This is a genomic window from Streptomyces sp. DSM 40868 (genome assembly GCF_011820545.1).
Lineage (GTDB): Bacteria > Actinomycetota > Actinomycetes > Streptomycetales > Streptomycetaceae > Streptomyces > Streptomyces eurythermus.
On the sequence record NZ_CP050504.1, the window covers coordinates 3,441,017 to 3,456,583 of the forward strand.

General features: G+C 72.4%; 16 protein-coding genes. 10 read left to right on the forward strand and 6 right to left on the reverse strand.

Translation table 11 applies throughout. The annotated features are described in order from the left end of the window. Positions 1 to 15: 15 nt before the first annotated feature. Positions 16 to 771: an AfsR/SARP family transcriptional regulator gene (locus tag HB370_RS15500; protein WP_078637516.1), complete on the forward strand. Its 756-nt coding sequence runs from the start codon at positions 16 to 18 to the stop codon at positions 769 to 771. 33 nt (positions 772 to 804) lie between these two features. After that, complete coding sequence (locus HB370_RS15505; RefSeq protein ID WP_208974399.1) at positions 805 to 1,470, forward strand: HAD-IA family hydrolase; 666 nt, start codon at positions 805 to 807, stop codon at positions 1,468 to 1,470. Positions 1,471 to 1,857: 387 nt separating this feature from the next. On the opposite strand, the gene HB370_RS15510 is transcribed toward HB370_RS15505, so the two are convergent. Then, entirely contained in the window at positions 1,858 to 2,337 is a 480-nt protein-coding gene (locus HB370_RS15510; RefSeq protein WP_244405534.1) for a MarR family transcriptional regulator, read from the reverse strand. Between the two features lie 154 nt (positions 2,338 to 2,491). On the opposite strand from HB370_RS15510, the gene HB370_RS15515 reads away from it, so the two are divergent. From HB370_RS15515 to HB370_RS15540, 6 genes are all read left to right on the forward strand, one after another. Beyond that, positions 2,492 to 3,724: an MFS transporter gene (locus tag HB370_RS15515; RefSeq protein ID WP_051815651.1), complete on the forward strand. Its 1,233-nt coding sequence runs from the start codon at positions 2,492 to 2,494 to the stop codon at positions 3,722 to 3,724. Further along, positions 3,724 to 4,719: an LLM class oxidoreductase gene (locus HB370_RS15520; protein ID WP_030782357.1), complete on the forward strand. Its 996-nt coding sequence runs from the start codon at positions 3,724 to 3,726 to the stop codon at positions 4,717 to 4,719. Before HB370_RS15515 ends, HB370_RS15520 begins: the two co-directional genes overlap by 1 nt. 35 nt (positions 4,720 to 4,754) lie before the next feature. Next, entirely contained in the window at positions 4,755 to 5,246 is a 492-nt protein-coding gene (locus HB370_RS15525) for a MarR family transcriptional regulator (RefSeq protein ID WP_157855568.1), read from the forward strand. Positions 5,247 to 5,480: 234 nt separating this feature from the next. Then, positions 5,481 to 6,653 carry a class II D-tagatose-bisphosphate aldolase, non-catalytic subunit gene (locus HB370_RS15530; RefSeq protein WP_244405535.1) on the forward strand — a complete coding sequence of 391 codons (1,173 nt, stop codon included), beginning with the start codon at positions 5,481 to 5,483 and terminating at the stop codon, positions 6,651 to 6,653. 84 nt (positions 6,654 to 6,737) lie between these two features. Beyond that, positions 6,738 to 7,994: a hypothetical protein gene (locus HB370_RS15535; RefSeq protein ID WP_030782364.1), complete on the forward strand. Its 1,257-nt coding sequence runs from the start codon at positions 6,738 to 6,740 to the stop codon at positions 7,992 to 7,994. A gap of 133 nt (positions 7,995 to 8,127) precedes the next feature. Next, entirely contained in the window at positions 8,128 to 8,775 is a 648-nt protein-coding gene (locus HB370_RS15540; RefSeq protein WP_051815655.1) for a histidine phosphatase family protein, read from the forward strand. A gap of 15 nt (positions 8,776 to 8,790) precedes the next feature. Here HB370_RS15540 and HB370_RS15545 read toward each other — a convergent pair whose 3' ends face one another. Continuing rightward, complete coding sequence (locus HB370_RS15545; RefSeq protein ID WP_030782369.1) at positions 8,791 to 9,816, reverse strand: esterase-like activity of phytase family protein; 1,026 nt, start codon at positions 9,814 to 9,816, stop codon at positions 8,791 to 8,793. A gap of 53 nt (positions 9,817 to 9,869) precedes the next feature. After that, a complete protein-coding gene (locus tag HB370_RS15550) occupies positions 9,870 to 10,793 on the reverse strand; it encodes a serine hydrolase (RefSeq protein ID WP_030782372.1) in 924 nt (307 codons plus the stop codon). A 274-nt stretch (positions 10,794 to 11,067) separates the two neighbouring features. Here HB370_RS15550 and HB370_RS15555 point away from each other — a divergent pair, with 274 nt between their 5' ends. Next, positions 11,068 to 11,424 carry a peptidase inhibitor family I36 protein gene (locus HB370_RS15555; protein WP_030782375.1) on the forward strand — a complete coding sequence of 119 codons (357 nt, stop codon included), beginning with the start codon at positions 11,068 to 11,070 and terminating at the stop codon, positions 11,422 to 11,424. A 50-nt stretch (positions 11,425 to 11,474) separates the two neighbouring features. Here the strand turns inward: HB370_RS15555 and HB370_RS15560 are convergent, their stop codons facing one another. Then, positions 11,475 to 12,233, reverse strand: coding sequence for a GntR family transcriptional regulator (locus HB370_RS15560; RefSeq protein ID WP_030782378.1), 759 nt, complete (start codon positions 12,231 to 12,233; stop codon positions 11,475 to 11,477). A 243-nt stretch (positions 12,234 to 12,476) separates the two neighbouring features. Here HB370_RS15560 and HB370_RS15565 point away from each other — a divergent pair, with 243 nt between their 5' ends. After that, a complete protein-coding gene (locus tag HB370_RS15565) occupies positions 12,477 to 12,884 on the forward strand; it encodes an ATP-binding protein (RefSeq protein WP_030782381.1) in 408 nt (135 codons plus the stop codon). Here HB370_RS15565 and HB370_RS15570 read toward each other — a convergent pair. Beyond that, complete coding sequence (locus HB370_RS15570; protein ID WP_030782384.1) at positions 12,872 to 14,557, reverse strand: thiamine pyrophosphate-binding protein; 1,686 nt, start codon at positions 14,555 to 14,557, stop codon at positions 12,872 to 12,874. The two genes, HB370_RS15565 and HB370_RS15570, sit on opposite strands and share 13 nt — an antisense overlap. Then, a complete protein-coding gene (speB, locus tag HB370_RS15575) occupies positions 14,554 to 15,534 on the reverse strand; it encodes an agmatinase (protein WP_030782388.1) in 981 nt (326 codons plus the stop codon). Before speB ends, HB370_RS15570 begins: the two co-directional genes overlap by 4 nt. Positions 15,535 to 15,567: the final 33 nt, after the last annotated feature.

The following is a 15,567-nucleotide window of genomic DNA, read 5'->3' on the forward strand; positions in this document are numbered from 1 at the left end:
GCGGCAGGGGGAATCGTGGACGCGTTGTTTCAGGCGCAGTTACTCGGAGAGTTCCGGTTCTTCGTGCGGGGGTGTCTCCTCGACATCCCCGCGCAGAGACAGCGGGGGCTGCTGGCCGTGCTCCTCGCCGACTGTCCGAGAGCCGTCTCCGCGCGGCGCCTGGCCGAGTACCTGTGGGACGGCAGCCGGCCCAGCAACGAGCGGGCGGCCCTGCACATCCACATGACCCGGTTACGCCGTCTGCTGGTGCGGGCGGACTGCCGGCTGGGCTCCGCCATCCGCACCGGGCAGGGGTCGTACCGGATCGACTGCGACGGGCTGAGCACCGACCTGGCCGCCTACCGGGAAGCGACCCGCGTCGCGATGGAGGCGCGGCACAGCGGTGACCTGGCCGCCGAGCGCCGCCACCTGGAGCAGGCGCTCGCCCTGTGGCGGGGCGAGCTGCTGGAGGACGTGCCCCTCGCCGGGGCCTACGACGAGAAACGGCTCCAGCTCCGGGACGGCCACCTGTGGGTGATGGAGCGCGTCAACGAAGTGCGGATCGCGATGGGCGACTCGCTGCTCGCGGTGCCGGAGCTGCGCCGGCTGGCCATGGCGGATCCGCTGCGGGAAAGCACCTGGTACCTGCTGATGAGAGCGCTGCTGGAGGCCGGGCGCAGCGCGGAGGCGGTGGCCGCCTTCCACACGGCGCGGGACGTGTTCGTGAGCGAGCTGGGCGTGGAGCCCGGGGTGCGGCTCCGGGAGCTCTTCCACGAACTGCTCGCCGCCTGACCGGCACCGTACGGATTCGACGAAGGAGAGAACATGCCCGTGCCCCGAGGAATGGATGCCGTGCTGACGGCCGGCGGCGTCCTGTTCGACCTGGACGGCGTCCTGGTGGACTCGTCCCCGGTGATCGACCGTGTCTGGCGTGCCTGGGCGGCGCGCCATGACATCCCCTGGGAACAGGTCGTTCCCCTGTTACCCGGCCGCCGGGCGGTGGAGACGGTGGCCCTGCTCGCCCCGCATCTCGACGCCGGAGAGGAGGGCGCCGAGCTGGAACGGGTGCAGACCGCCGACCTGGAGGGCATCTCCGCCTGCCGGGGGGCGGTCGAGCTGACCGAACAGCTCGCCGGTTTCCCCTGGGCCATCGTGACCTCCGGGAGCCGGGCCACGGCCACCACCCGGCTGCGGGCCATCGGCATCCGGCTGCCCGAGGTCCTGGTCACCGCGGACGACGTGACCGAGGGCAAGCCCAGCCCGGAGGGCTATCTCCAGGCCGCCCGGCGGCTGGGGCTGGCGCCGGAGCGGTGCCTGGTGGTGGAGGACGCCGAAGCGGGGGTACGGGCCGCGCGGGCCGCCGGCGCCCGCGTGGCCGGCGTCGCGGGCGCGGGCCTGGGCGCCGCGGCGGACCTGGTCGACGTGACGATCACCAGCCCGGCCGACCTGCTCGGCCGCATCGGTCGGGCCCACGACCCGCTTCCCGGCTGATCCGCCCGGGCCGGGAGCTCCCTGCGGCCAGCGGGCTCACCGGGGCGGCTGCCCCAGGGAAAACCGCTGGCGAGGGCGCTTCCGGTGGGGCCGCCTCCGGGAGGGCCGCTCCTGACGACGCCGCGAGCCCGCCCTGGGACCACCGGGCACGGCCGGAAGCCCGGCGTGGACCCACACACCAGGAGCGCCGGTGAGGCGCCGGTGGTCACCGCGGCCGCCCGCTCGTGTCCAAGCCGCCGGCCGGGCGCGGCGCGAGCACAGCCGAGGCCGGCGCGCGTCCCGGCCGGCGCGGGGTGCGGGCGGACAGGGCCCGCGGGGGCGCGTCCCGGACCGGCACCACACGCGTCGGGATCGTGTGCGTCCGCTTGTCCGGCCCCGGTGGCGCTGTCAGGCGCGGGGTCTGGGCTGGGCCGCCTTCGCCAGCCATGCCGCGGCCGGGGCGAGGTCCTCGTCCTGGGCCGCCTCGGCCAGCGCGGCCTCGAGGGTCTGGACGTAGACGACGCGGGCCTCCTCCACGCACGCCCGCCCCTTGTCCGTGATCTGCGTGTAGACGCCCCGCCGGTCGTGGGGGCACAGGTACCGCTCGGTCAGGCCGAGCTTCTCCAGTCTGCCGACGAGCCGGCTCAGGGAGCTCTGGTTGAGGGGAATGGAGTCGGCCAGGAACTGCTGGCGCAGATGGCCGTCGTCGTCCGAGTACGCCAGCGCGGACAGGGTCGCGAACTCGGAGACCGACAGGCCGTGCTCCGCCTGCAGGGCCTTGGCCAAGGCGTCCTCGATCCGCGCCATCAGAATTCGCATCGTCTGCCAGCGCTGCTCAAGGGCAGTGGGCAGCTCGATGACGGGACTCACCTGACCGACGAGCGGCACGCCAGGCTCCTCTCCTCCGCAATGGTGCTGGCCTTCTCACAGTACATTGGCCGCATCCGCATGTCATGTATAAGCAATCATTGCACCGCCGTAATATGCACGTACATACTACTGCCTGCCCCACCCTCCTCAGCACGCAGAAGGACGGACATCCATGCCCATCGCTCTCCTCGCGCTCGCCTTAAGCGCGTTCGGCATCGGCACGACAGAGTTCGTGATCATGGGCCTGCTGCCCAACGTCGCCGACGACCTCGACGTCAGCATCACCTCGGCGGGCCTGCTCGTCACCGGCTACGCGCTCGGCGTCGTCGTCGGCGCCCCGGTCCTCACGGCGGTCCTCGGACGGCTGCCCCGCAAGAAGACGATCCTCATCCTCAGCGGCATCTTCCTCGTCGGAAACCTGCTGTGCGCCGTGGCCCCCGCCTACGGCATCCTGATGGTGGCCCGGTTCGTCACCGCCTGCGCCCACGGCGCCTTCTTCGGTATCGCCTCGGTCGTCGCCGCCGAACTGGTCACCAAGGACAAGCAGGCCAGCGCCATCGCCATGGTGTTCACCGGCTCCACCGTCGCCAACGTGCTCGGCGTGCCCCTCGGCACCTTCCTCGGGCAGCACTTCGGCTGGCGCTCCACCTTCTGGGCCGTGACCGCCATCGCCCTCATCGCCACCATCGGCATCGCCGTCCTCGTGCCGAACATCCGGCAGGACAACCCGCCGAGCTTCCGCGCCGAGATGCGGGTCCTCAAGCGGCGCCAGGTGCTGCTCGCCCTGCTCATCACCGTCTTCGGCTACGGCGGTGTCTTCACCCTCTTCACCTACATCACGCCGCTGCTCACCGACGTGACCGGGTTCGCCGAGTCCACCGTGAGCTGGCTGCTGGTCCTGTTCGGCACCGGCCTGTTCGTCGGCAACCTGGTGGCCGGCAAGGCCGCCGACCGCCGGCTGATGCCCACGGTGTACGTGGTGCTGCTCGCGCTGAGCGCCGTCCTGTTCGCCTTCAGCTTCACCAGCCACGACAAGACCGCGGCCGCCGTCTCCGTCCTGCTGCTCGGTGCCACGGCCTTCGGCACCGTACCGCCCCTGCAGATGCGCATCCTCGCCAAGGCCAGCGACGCTCCCGCCGTCGCCAGCGCCTTCAACATCTCCGCCTTCAACGTGGCCAACGCCGGCGGCTCCTTCATCGGCGGCCGGGTGATCGACACCGGCCACTCCATGACCGCCCTCGGCCCCGTGGCCGCGGTCATCTCCCTGATCGGCCTGGGCATCGCCGCCTACTCCGGCTGGCTCGACACCCACGGCAAGCCCAGCGACCGGGACATCGCGGACCAGCCCGCGGCCACCGCGGACCGCGCCGTCGAGGGCGCCGCCCCCTCCCCGGCGGAGGCGTGATGACCGACGCCCCCCAGCCCGCGGCCACGGCCCGCCCCGACGCGCTCGGCCGGCTGGTCCCCGTCCCCGGCCGCCTCACCCTCGGCGTGGAACTGCCCCTGGACAACGACTGGTCGCGGGAGGGCACCCGGCGGGCCCGGGCGGACGGCCGGCCGTCCGGCGTGCCCGACCTGAGCCGCCACCGCGAACTGGCCGCGCTCGCCGACCGGCTGGGCTTCACCGCGCTGTGGATGCGCGACGTACCGCTGTGGGACCCGGGGTTCGGCGACGCCGGCCAGGTCTACGACCCGTTCCCCTACCTCGGCTATCTCGCCGCCGCCACCGAGCGCATCCTGCTGGGCACGGCCGCCGTCGCCCTGCCCCTGCGGCACCCGCTGCACATCGCCAAGATGGCCGCGACCGTCGACCGGCTCAGCGGCGGACGGCTGCTGCTCGGCATCGCCTCCGGCGACCGGCCCGTGGAGTACCCGGCCTTCGGCCTGGACCACGCCGGGCGCGGCCAGGCGGTCCGCGACGCCGTCCACGTACTGAGGGAGGCGTGGGCGGACGCCGGGCAGGGCGATCCGCACCGGCTGCTCGTGCTGCCCGCGCCGGCCCAGCGGACCGTCCCGCTGCTCATGGCCGGCCACGGCCGGCAGACCCCGGAGTGGCTGGCCGAGCACGTCGACGGGCACTTCACCTATCACCGGCCGCCGGCGGAGATGCGCCCGGTCGCGGACCACTGGCACGCCCTGTGCGGGCCCGGCCGGCCGCGGCCCCTGCTGACCACCATGCTGGTCGACCTGGCGGACGACCCGGACGCCTCCGCGCAGCCCTTCCGGTTCGGCGCGCGCCTGGGGCGCCACGCCCTGGTCGACTACCTGAAAGGGCTGGAGAAGACCCGGGTGGCGCATGTCGCCCTGAACTTCCGCAAGAGCCGGCGGCCGGTCGACGACGTGCTGACGGAGATCGCCGAGCACGTACTGCCGGAGTTTCCCGGGCCCGGCCCTGTGTGAAGCGTCCCAGCGAGGAGAAAGCGAGGTACTCCACCGTGGCCGATGACGAACTCTCCACCTCCGCGTGGCGGGAGCTGCAGTCACTGTGCGCGCAGGTGGACAGAGCCCTGGCCGCAGAGCTGCACCGCTTCCAGCTGTCCGTGCAGGAGTACCAGGCACTGGATCACCTCCATACGCACCGGGGACGTGCCGTGCGGGTGCAGGACTTCGCCGGCGCGGTGCGTCTCAGCCACAGTGGGGCCACCCGGCTGATCACGCGGCTGGAGCGGCGGGAACTGGTCGCCCGCCGGCTGTGTGCCACCGACCGGCGCGGGATCGAGGTGGAACTCACCACCGCCGGTGCGGAGTTGCTCGGCCGGTTACAGCCGGTCCGCGCCGCCCTGGCCGGTGCCCTCAGCGACGCGGGCGCCCGTCTGGCCGACAGCGCCCTGGCCTGTGTACTGCGCACGGCCAGGGCGGACGGCGGCCCGCGCACCCCGCACCAGGCCCCGCAACCCACCGCGGCACTGCGCCCCGACCGCGTCTGACGGCCGGGGCGCGTCCGGCGGCCGGGCCGCTCGACCGCGCGGGCGACTCCCCACCCCGGGAGCCGCCCCGCGCCGGTTCGTGCCCCGTCGTTTCCGCCTCGCCCCGCCGGGCCGGACGAAGGTTTCGGCCACGAAAGAAACACGAAGTCCCCAGGAAAGAGGTGTCATCGAGGGTTTCTCCTGACCGGCACTGTGCGGCACCGCACAGTCTCCCCGTTCACGGAGGACCCACACGTGACCAACTTGACGCATTCCGCCGACATCGCCGTGCCCTCCCGTCTCGGCGTGGGACCGATGTCGAAGAACGCCGTGGACGCGGCGATCCAGGTGGCGTACCGGCGCAAGCGCCGCCTGATGCTGATCCCCAGCCGCCGCCAGGTGGAGGCCGCCGAGCAGGGCGGCGGCTATGTGGAGGGCTGGACGACCGAGACGTTCGCCGAGTACGTCCGGTCCCGGGACCCCGAGGGCCTGATCCTGCTGTGCCGGGATCACGGCGGGCCCTACCAGAACCCGCAGGAGAGACATCAGCGCTACTCCATCGAGCAGGCGATGAAGTCCGCGGCCGAGTCCTACGCCGAGGACATCCGTCAGGGCTTCGACCTGCTGCACGTCGACACGTCCGTCGACCTCGACGGCGTCGCCTCCCTGGAGGACGCGATCGACCGGGCGGTGGAACTGTACGGCCAGTCCGTGGAGACCGCGCGCTCGCTGGGCCGCGCCACCCTGTTCGAGATCGGCTTCGAGGACCAGGGCAGCGACACCAACGACCCCGAGGAGTTCGAGGAGCAGGTCACCACGGCCCTGGAGCGGCTGAAGGGCGCCGGGCTGCCGCTGCCGACCTTCATCGTCGCGCAGACGGCCACGAAGGTGATGGAGACGCGCAACGTCGGCGCGCTGACCATCGCGCCGTTCGCGGTCGCCTCGGCGGTGCGCTCCCTGGTCGCCGTCACCCGGCGGCACGGCATCGCGCTCAAGGCCCACAACTGCGACTACCTCAGCCGCGACCAGCTGCGCTTCCTCAACGCGGCCGGGGTGGACGCGCTCAACGTGGCGCCCGAGTTCGGGGTCGTCGAGACCCGCGCCTTCCTGGCCCTGCTGGAAGAGCTGAACCTGCCGGTGCAGCGCGAACGCTTCCTCGAGGCGGCCTACGACAGCGGCTCCTGGGCGAAGTGGATGCACCCGCAGACCACGGCGAGCGACACCGACCGGGCGATCATCGCCGGTCACTACACCTTCGCCACCGAGGGCTTCCAGGCGCTGAAGGAGGTCGCCGGCCACTTCGCCGCGAAGAAGGGCATCGATGTCGACGCCCGGCTGCGCGACGCGGTGGACCGTGCCATCGACCACTACGCCGACGCGCTGCCCGACGGCGTCCTGGCCGGCCCGGAGACCGCGGTCGCCGTCTGACCCGCGCCCCCTCGCTTCCCCCGAGACGGTCCGTCCGTCACCCCCACCGGCCGCAGGGCCATACACCGAACGAGGTTGCAGCTCATGGCTGTTCAGAACGCAACGGTCCCCGACGACGAGAACCCGCCGGCCCCCGACGCGGGCGCCGTGGAGGACGCCCTGCTCGGCGAACTGGCCGAGCGGATCGGCGGCGCCCTCACCGAAGAGCTCACCGAGGGCGGCTCGCCGGCCCGCCTGGTCAAACTCGCCCTGCCGGGCGGCGGTTTCCAGGTCGTCAAGCTCCTGGTCGACATACCGGGCGCCGTCGACGGCCACGACCTGGACTCCTTCCGGGTCAAGATCCGGCAGATCGAGAAGATCCGCGCGGAGATCCCCGAACTGCGCGAGGTGTACACCGAGCTGTCCGACGAGTTCCACGGGGACAACTGGTCGGCGTACACCATGCCGTTCTACGCGAACCAGGACATCGCCGCCCCGCTGCGGGCGGGCGAGGACGTGGAGAAGCGGTACGCGCCCCAGCTGCGCCGCATCCTGTCGGACCTGGTCGGGCAGGGTTATCTGCGCAGCAGCGAGGAGACGGCGCCGGGACACATCGCCGAGGTGCACGCCGACCGGCTCATCCGGCGCTTCTGGCTGCTGCAGAAGTACCTGCCGGGCGCGCTGGTCGACGCGGAGACGATCACCGTGAACGGCGTCGTCTGCCGCAACCCGCTGCGGCTGGCGCAGACCCTGGTGGACCAGCCCGGCCTGACGGCCGGCGTCGATCCGGCCCGCCTGTACTACCCGGTCCACGGCGACCTCAACACCCGCAACATCCTCGTACTGGACGACGCCGCCGTGAGCGCCGGCCGGGGCGGGTACCGCATCATCGACCCGCGCGGCACCCTCGGGCACTGGGACCCCGCCTACGACCTGTCCAAGATCCTGTTCAGTTTCACGGTGTGGGACGCCGGTCTGCGCAAGGGCTTCCGGCTGACCCAGGACGCCGGGGAGTGGCAGGTGGCCATCGAGGGCGGCACCTACCCCGCCTACCGGGCAGCGGCCCACGGCCTGCTGGGGCTGCTGCGCGGCCTGCCCGAGTTCCAGCGGCTCACCGCGGACGACCCCGGCTGGGAGAGCCGCTACCTGCTCGGACACGCCTTCCACCTGCTCGCCGAGGCCGCCTGCCGGCTGTCCGACATCAAGAAGCGCACGGGTGAGGACACCGCCGACCAGCTGGACCCGGTCGACCTCGCGAAGGGGCACTACCTCTACGGGGTGCTCTTCCTGGAGGACGCCGTGCGCCAGCTGGAGGCCGAGGGCCGCGTCGACCACGACGCCGCGCTGTCGCTGCTGGGCTGACCCCGGGCCCGGCCAGGGCGCGCCCCGGGCCGGCGGGTGGCGGTCCGCCCGGAGGGACGGCGGCTCCCGGGCGGACCGCGCGCAACCCGAGAAGGCCGCACCACCAGCCGCGGGAAGGAAGAACGAGGTCGAAGTGATCCGCCTGTTCCTGGTCCGGCACGGGGAGAACCCGGCCAACGTCCACCACATCCTGTCCTTCCGGCGAGCGGACTTCCGGCTGACGTCGCGCGGGATCCGGCAGGCCGAGGCCCTCGCGCCCCTGCTGCGCCGGCCCGGCCGCGGGCCGGACACCGCATGGTGGTCCTCCCCGCTGCGCCGGGCCCGGCACACGGCCGAGGTACTGGCCCCGCCCGGGACCGGCATCCGGGTCCTCGAGGGGCTCAGGGAACTCGACGTCGGCGAACTCGACGGCTCCGGCCGCCCCGACGACCGCGATGCCTACGAGAAGGTGATCGCCGCCTGGCGGCTGGGCGAGGACACCGCGCGCTTCCCCGGCGGTGAGAGCCTCGCGGAGGCGGTCGAGCGGTTCGAGACGTCCCTGCGCGCCGTCACGGACGACCGGGCGGAGGGCTCGGCGGCCGTCGTGGTCGGGCACGGGGGCCTGTTCACCGAGGCCCTCACCGTCCTGCTGCCGCCCGCCGACCGGGCCCTGTTCGAGCAGGCCCACCGGCCCCGCTGGCTCAACTGCGAGGCGGCGGAACTCACGGCCCGTACGGACCGGGACGGCCGGCTGCGCCTGCGCTGGGCGGGCTGGCTGTCCGCGGCCCGGCCCTCGCCGTAGGAGCGGGGCCGGCCCTCAGGTCCGTACGCGCAGGAAGTAGAACCGTGTCGTCTGGGCCGGGTTCTGGTTGTCGTCGCTGACCAGGAGGACCTTCAGGCGGCCCTTGGTGTCGCGGCCGGTGACCGTCATGCCCTCGATGTTGTCCAGCAGCGGGTTGGGCTGGGGCTGCCTGGCCGTGGCGCCGAGCGACGGGCAGGCCGCGATGTCGGCGAGCAGGGTCTTCTTCACCAGCCGGACGCCGCTCTGGCCCGTCAGGTTCTCGACGCCCGCCGTGTCGGTGGCGTGGCGGGGGTCGGCGAGGTAGAGGCGGACGGTGTTGCCGACGCCCGCGGTGAAGCCCCGCTCCAGGACCAGCAGTCGGCCGTCGGGGGTGGCCTGGACCTCGGGGACGCCGAGGCCGGGGTCGGTGCGGTAGGCGTACTGGGCGGCGGGCGCGAAGCGGTCCCGGTGGCGCCGCCAGGTCTGGAAGCGGACGATCCCGGCGGTGTCGCCGGCCGTCGCGTACTCCATGGAGGCCAGCAGGGTGCGGCCGCCGGGCAGCAGGGTCAGGCCCTCGAAGGTCTGGTTGGCGGTGGCCCGGCCGGCCGGGGCGACCCGGAGGGCGGCGGGCACCGGGAGCCGGTCGAGGAGGCGGCCGTCGGGGCCGTAGCGGCGGACGGACGGCTCGGTCTCGGAGGAGACCAGCCGGGTGCCGTCGCGGTCGACGACCAGGCCCTCGGAGTCGAGGTCGGCGCCCTTCTCGTCGGCGAGGCGGACGACTCCCTTGGGCCGGAGGGTACGGGCGTCCAGCCGGAACAGCGACGAACGGTCCCCGAGGGCCGCGAGCGAGCCGTCCCGGTCCACGGCGAGGGCGGAGAGGTTGCCGGTGTACGTGCCTTCGTACGTCGTCTTGTCGAGCACGTCGGAGAAGCGGTCGAGGACGACGTACGGCGAACAGGCGTGGCGGTCCGGCGTGTGGGCGGCGGCGGGCCCGGCGGCGGTCAGGGAGGTGACCGTCGCCAGGCCGGCGGCGAGGCCGGCGAATACGGTTCTCAGGCGCATGGCCGTCACCGTAGGGCCGGCCGGTGACGTGCGGGAAGCCGCCTCGTGAAGGGTCAGCCCTGCGGCGGGACGGCGACGAACGCCTCGCGCGGCTGGCTGGTCGGCGTGAAACGGGTGACCCCGGCCTTGGTCGGCACCAGGTCCTTGTGGATGGCCTTGGCGACGTTCTGGATGGTGGTCACGCCGTAGTTCATCGTGCTGTTGTCCTGCGTCAGCACGGTGATCATGTAGTCGTGGCCGGCGCCCTTGAAGGTGCCCAGGCTGTGCACGCGCCAGCCGTGCGTGGAGCGCTGCAGCCAGCCGTTCTTGACGTGCACGGAGACGGAGGACGGCGCGCCGGCCGGGGTGCCCCAGCGCTGCGAGGAGACGACCTGCCCCATCAGCTTCTGGATGTAGTCGCGGGAGTTGTCGCTCAGCACGCTGTTCTTGGCGGTGATGAGCTGGAGCAGCTTCTGCTCGTCGTTGACGTTCTCCTGGGTCAGGCCCCAGTAACCGCCCGTGCCCGGCACGGTCTTGGTCATGCCGGCGGCCTTCAGGAAGCCCTTGATCTTCGTCATGCCGAGCTGCTTCCAGAGCTTGCTGGTCGCGTTGTTGTCGGACTTGGTGATCATGGCCTTGGCGAGCGACTGCTCGGTGCTCGTCAGGTACCGGTTGTGCTTCTTGGCGTCCCACAGCAGCGTGGCGAGCACGGTGACCTTGACGGTGCTGGCCGAGTCGTAGGCGCTGGTGGCCCGCAGGGTGCAGGTGGTCTTGGTGCTGCGGTCGTAGAGGCCGACGGCGACGGTGCCCTTGCGGCCCGACAGGGCGGCCGTGATGTCCTTCTTCAGCTTGGCGGCGAGGCCCGCCTTGGCCGACGTGCAGGTCACGGTGGGCGTGGCCGCGGCGGCCGGGGTGGCGGCGGTGACGGCGGGTATGAGCAGCGCGGCACTGACGACGGCCGCGAGCGCGCCGGCCCGGCCGGTGGTCCGGTGAGTCATGGAAAAAGTCCCCTTGAAGGTCCGGGCGTCCCCCTGAACGCCCTTGAGCGCACTTGTGCGCCGCCCTAGTGGACTCGCCAGAACTGCCGACGGTTGCACGTACGTTCGGAAGAGCGGGGTTCCTTACCGTTTTGGTCCTACTAGTCCCACTTCTTCCCCCACATCGGGGAAGGGGCCGTGACCGCCGGGCGTGTCAGGAAAGCCTGCCCTCACCATGACGATGCCCGGCGCACCGTCCTGCCGGCCACCCCAACTCCCCTGCCTGGAGAGCCCCATGAAGCAGCTCCGCTCCTGGACGCTGGCCGCCGCCCTCGCCCTGACCGCCGTACTCCTGCCCGCCCAGACCGCGACGGCCAAGGCCGCCCCGCCCGCCTGCCACGACGGCTCCGTCTGCTTCTGGAGCGGTGAGAACTTCGGCGGCTCCTCCTGGGAGTGGACGTCCCGCAGCGGCTACCGCGACATGCCGTCATTCCTCCACGACCACGTGGGCTCGTTCGTCTCCTCCACCCGCGCGTGTTTCATCAACTGGGGCCCGGTGGAGAAGCGGGACGTCTTCAACGGCGACTGGCGCTCCCGCTACCTGAGCGACTTCGGCGGCCGCATCGACGGCGTGGGCCCGGGCGGCTGCTGACCCACGCCGTCCGCGCACCGACTCCGAGGCCCGAGGAGGCAGCTGCCCCCTCAGGCCTCGAAGTCGTACTCCAGCACATAGGCCGACGAGTCCAGCACCATCTCATTGACCTCGACCGCGAGCCCTTCGGCGTCGAAGGCCGTACGCGCGACCAACACGACCGGCACACCCGCCGGCAACGCCAGCCGCTCGGCCTCCTCCGCACCCGGCATCCGCGACCGGACCTCCTCCCGGAACCGCACGGGCCCGCGCCCCAACTCCGCGAGCCGCGCATACGTGCCACCCGGCCCGGTATCCGGCCGAGTGACCGCCGTACCCGCGACAAGGGCGGCCGACAGATAGGACGTGGACAGCAGCACCGGCTTGCCGTCGAGCACGAACCGCCGCCGCCGGACACAGACGTCCGCGCCCTCGCCGAGCCCCAGCACCGCCGCGACGGCAGCGGGCGCCGCTTCCTCGGCCACCTCGACGGAGTCGACCACCAGTTCCCGGTCCCCGATATCGGCGGACCAGATCGAACGCCCCTCACCCCACCGCTCCCGCGCGAGCCGCTCGATGCCCCGGCGGCGGATGGGCCTGAAGTCGCGGACGAACACCCCGGCGCCCTTGCGGGCCTCCGCGATACCCTCCGCCTGGAGCACGCCCAGCGCCTGCCGTGCCGTCATGCGGGCGACACCGTGCTCGGCCATCAGGTCGTTCTCACCGGGCAACCGGTCCCCCGGCCCGTACCGGCCGGCCTCCACCGCCGCGCGAAGCTCCGCCGCGATCCGCTGGTACTTGGGCTGCCGCCCCGCCTCCCGGCCGCTCATCCAGACCTCTCCTCCGATCATCTCTAGACATCCTAGGCGTCAGAGGTCTCTCAGCCCCAGTCAGACGGCGTCCGCATTCAGCCATCCAGCGTCACTTCTCTAGAGATGTATTGCGGCGAGCCTCCGCCAACGCTTTACTTCTCACATCTCTAGAGATGTAGCCCATCCTCGCCTGTGGCCTGATCACCTCGGAGGCCCCCCGTGCCAGACAACGGCACCCAACGATCGCCCGGATGCCCCGGCATGACGGAAGTCCAATGGCGCCTGCCCCACGGCCCGCGCAGTGCCGGACGCGCCCGTGCCTTACTCCGCGCGCAGCTCACTGAATGGAAGATCGACGGCGAAGTCGCCGACAACGCTGAGCTGTTGCTCGCGGAACTGATGAGCAACGCCGTCCGGCACGCCCGGAGGCCGGCCGGCCGGGAGATCGGCGTGCGCATCGCCCGGTACGACGGCCGGCTGCGCGTGGAGGTCGCCGACGCCAACCACTCCCGGCCGCTGCCGCAGAAGGCGGCGGCCGACGACGAACAGGGCCGTGGGCTCTCCATCGTCCAAGCCCTCGCGCACCGGTGGGGCTGCTGCCCCCGGCGGCACGGCATCGGGAAGGCGGTCTGGGCCGAGCTGCTGCTGCCCCTCGCTCAGCCCAAGTGAGTCGGTGCGAACATCCGCAGTACCGCCGGGAGTACGACCACCGACGGGCCCGGGGTGTTCAGGGCCCTGGTCAAGTCGTCTTGGAGGGTTTCCGGAATTGTGTGCAGCCCCGTCACGCCGAAGGATTCCGCCAGGGCCACGTAGTCGGGGCGGTGGAGTTCCGTGGCTGTGGGTTGGCCGAAGGCGTCCGTCATGTACTCGCGGAGGATGCCGTAGCCGCCGTCGTCGATGATCAGCCAGGTGACGGGGAGGTCGTACTGCTTGGCCGTGGCCAGTTCGGCGATCGAGTACAGGGCTCCGCCGTCGCCGGAGACCGCCAGGACCGGGCGGGTCGGGTCGGCCGCCGCCGCGCCGAGGGCCGCCGGGAAGCCGTAGCCGAGGCCGCCCGCGCCCTGGGCGGAGTGCATCAGGTTCGGGCCCTGCGCGTCGAACGCCGACCAGGCCCAGTACGCCAGGATCGTCATGTCCCAGAAGGACGGGGAGTCGGCGGGGAGGGCCTGGCGGACGGACGACAGGATCTGCTGTTCCAGGGTCAGGTTCTGCCCGGCTATGCGGGCCGCCACCTTTGCCAGCAGCTCGCGTACGCGCTCCCGTGCCGATGCGTCCGGGCGGTCCTCCACCGTCTCCAGCAGGGCCTGGAGGGCCAGGCGGGCGTCCGCGTGGATGCCCACGGCCGGGTGGTTGGACTCCAGCTTGCCGAGGTCGGCCTCGATCTGGATCACCCGGCCCCGGGGCCTGAACGTGTGGTAGTTCGAGGACAGTTCGCCCAGGCCGGAGCCGATCACCAGCAGGACGTCCGCTTCCTCGAGGAAGTCCGTGGTGTGGCGGTCCTCCAGCCAGGACTGGAGGGAGAGCGGGTGGTTCCAGGGGAACGCGCCCTTGCCGCCGAACGTCGTCACCACCGGCGCGTTCAGCCTCTCCGCCAGCAGCCGCAGCTTCCCCGAGGCGTCCGACCGTACGACCCCGCCGCCCGCGATGATCACCGGGCGCTCGGCGTGGGACAGCAAGTGCGCTGCCAGCGCGGTCAGTTCGGGGCGCGGGGGCAGGTCGTCCGGGGTGGCGTCCGGCGCCGTCACCACCGGCAGGGAGGTCTCCGCCAGCAGCACGTCCTGCGGGATCTCCACCCACACCGGGCCGTGCGGTGCCGTCAGCGCCGACTTCCAGGCCGCCGCGATCGCCGACGGGATCTGGGACTGGCTGCGGACCGTGTGAACCGACTTCACCACGTCCCGGAACGACGCCGGCTGGTCGGGGAGTTCATGGAGGTAGCCCTTGCGGGCCCCGCCCAGGCCCGCGACCGGGATCTGGCTGCCGATCCCCAGCACCGGCGCGCTGGCCGCCGCCGCCTCCTGGAGCGCGGCCAGCGACATCAGCGCCCCCGGCCCCGTCGAGAGCAGCAGCGGGGCCGCCTCGCCCGTGACCCTGCCGTACGCGTCGGCCGCGAAGCCCGCGTTGTTCTCCACCCGCAGGCCGACGTAGCGCAGCGAGGAACGGCGCAGCGCGTCGAACATGCCGAGGGCGTGCTGGCCGGGCAGACCGAAGACGGTCGTCGCGCCGAGCCCGGCCAGCGTCTCCACGACCAGGTCTCCGCCGTTGCGCCCCGGGGGCGGGTTCAGGGCGGCGGTGATCTGCGCCGGCGTCGGGCGGAGTACCAGGTCGTGGTCGTGGGTCACTTCGCTTCAGCGTCCTTCCGGGCCGCGGCGATCTGGCGGCTCATGATCGTGGTCAGTTCGTAGGCGGTGTGGGAGGCCGCGACCGAGGTGATCTCGGCGTGGTCGTACGCCGGGGCGACCTCGACCACGTCCGCCGAGACCAGGTTGCACGACGCCAGGCCGCGCAGGATCTCCAGCAGCTCGCGGGAGGTCATGCCGCCCGCCTCGGGGGTGCCGGTGCCGGGCGCGTGCGCCGGGTCCAGGCAGTCGATGTCGATGGAGATGTACAGCGGCCGGTCGCCGATGCGCTGGCGCAGCTGGTCGGCGATCTCGTCGGCGCCCCGGCGGTAGACGTCCGCCGAGGTGACGATGCCGAAGCCCATCTTCTCGTCGTCGGTGAGGTCCTGCTTGCCGTACAGCGGGCCGCGGGTGCCGACGTGGGAGAGGGCCGAGGTGTCGAGGATGCCCTCCTCCACCGCGCGCCGGAACGGGGTGCCGTGGGTGTACTCGGCGCCGAAGTAGGTGTCCCAGGTGTCCAGGTGGGCGTCGAAGTGCAGCAGGGCCACCGGGCCGTGCTTCTTCGCCACCGAGCGCAGCAGCGGCAGCGCGATGGTGTGGTCGCCGCCGAGGGTCATCAGGCGGGCGCCGGTGCCGAGCAGGTCGTCGGCGGCGGCCTCGATAGTCTCCACGGCCTCGTTGATGTTGAACGGGTTCACCGCGATGTCGCCGCCGTCGGCGACCTGCGCCAGGGCGAACGGGGAGGCGTCCTGCGCCGGGTTGTACGGGCGCAGCAGCCGGGACGCCTCGCGGATGGCGTTGCCGCCGAAGCGGGCGCCGGGCCGGTACGAGACACCGGAGTCGAACGGCACGCCCACCACGGCGACATCGGCGGTGCCGACCTCGTCCAGGCGGGGCAGCCGGGCGAAGGTCGCGGGGCCGGCGTACCGCGGGATGCGGGAGGAGTCGACGGGGCCGCGGGGCGTCTCGTTGCTGCTCATACTGAAATGCCTTCTTTCTTGCGCTTCATCGCG

What these genes read in the sequence shown, in the direction of transcription:
- HB370_RS15560 (WP_030782378.1), bottom strand. Translation starts at nt 12,233, where the DNA reads ATGAGCGGCCGGGAGGCGGGGCGGCAGCCCAAGTACCAGCGGATCGCG.
- HB370_RS15535 (WP_030782364.1), top strand. Translation starts at nt 6,738, where the DNA reads ATGGCTGTTCAGAACGCAACGGTCCCCGACGACGAGAACCCGCCGGCC.
- HB370_RS15505 (WP_208974399.1), top strand. Translation starts at nt 805, where the DNA reads ATGCCCGTGCCCCGAGGAATGGATGCCGTGCTGACGGCCGGCGGCGTC.
- HB370_RS15515 (WP_051815651.1), top strand. Translation starts at nt 2,492, where the DNA reads ATGCCCATCGCTCTCCTCGCGCTCGCCTTAAGCGCGTTCGGCATCGGC.
- HB370_RS15550 (WP_030782372.1), bottom strand. Translation starts at nt 10,793, where the DNA reads ATGACTCACCGGACCACCGGCCGGGCCGGCGCGCTCGCGGCCGTCGTC.
- speB (WP_030782388.1), bottom strand. Translation starts at nt 15,534, where the DNA reads ATGAGCAGCAACGAGACGCCCCGCGGCCCCGTCGACTCCTCCCGCATC.
- HB370_RS15520 (WP_030782357.1), top strand. Translation starts at nt 3,724, where the DNA reads ATGACCGACGCCCCCCAGCCCGCGGCCACGGCCCGCCCCGACGCGCTC.
- HB370_RS15555 (WP_030782375.1), top strand. Translation starts at nt 11,068, where the DNA reads ATGAAGCAGCTCCGCTCCTGGACGCTGGCCGCCGCCCTCGCCCTGACC.
- HB370_RS15545 (WP_030782369.1), bottom strand. Translation starts at nt 9,816, where the DNA reads ATGCGCCTGAGAACCGTATTCGCCGGCCTCGCCGCCGGCCTGGCGACG.
- HB370_RS15565 (WP_030782381.1), top strand. Translation starts at nt 12,477, where the DNA reads ATGACGGAAGTCCAATGGCGCCTGCCCCACGGCCCGCGCAGTGCCGGA.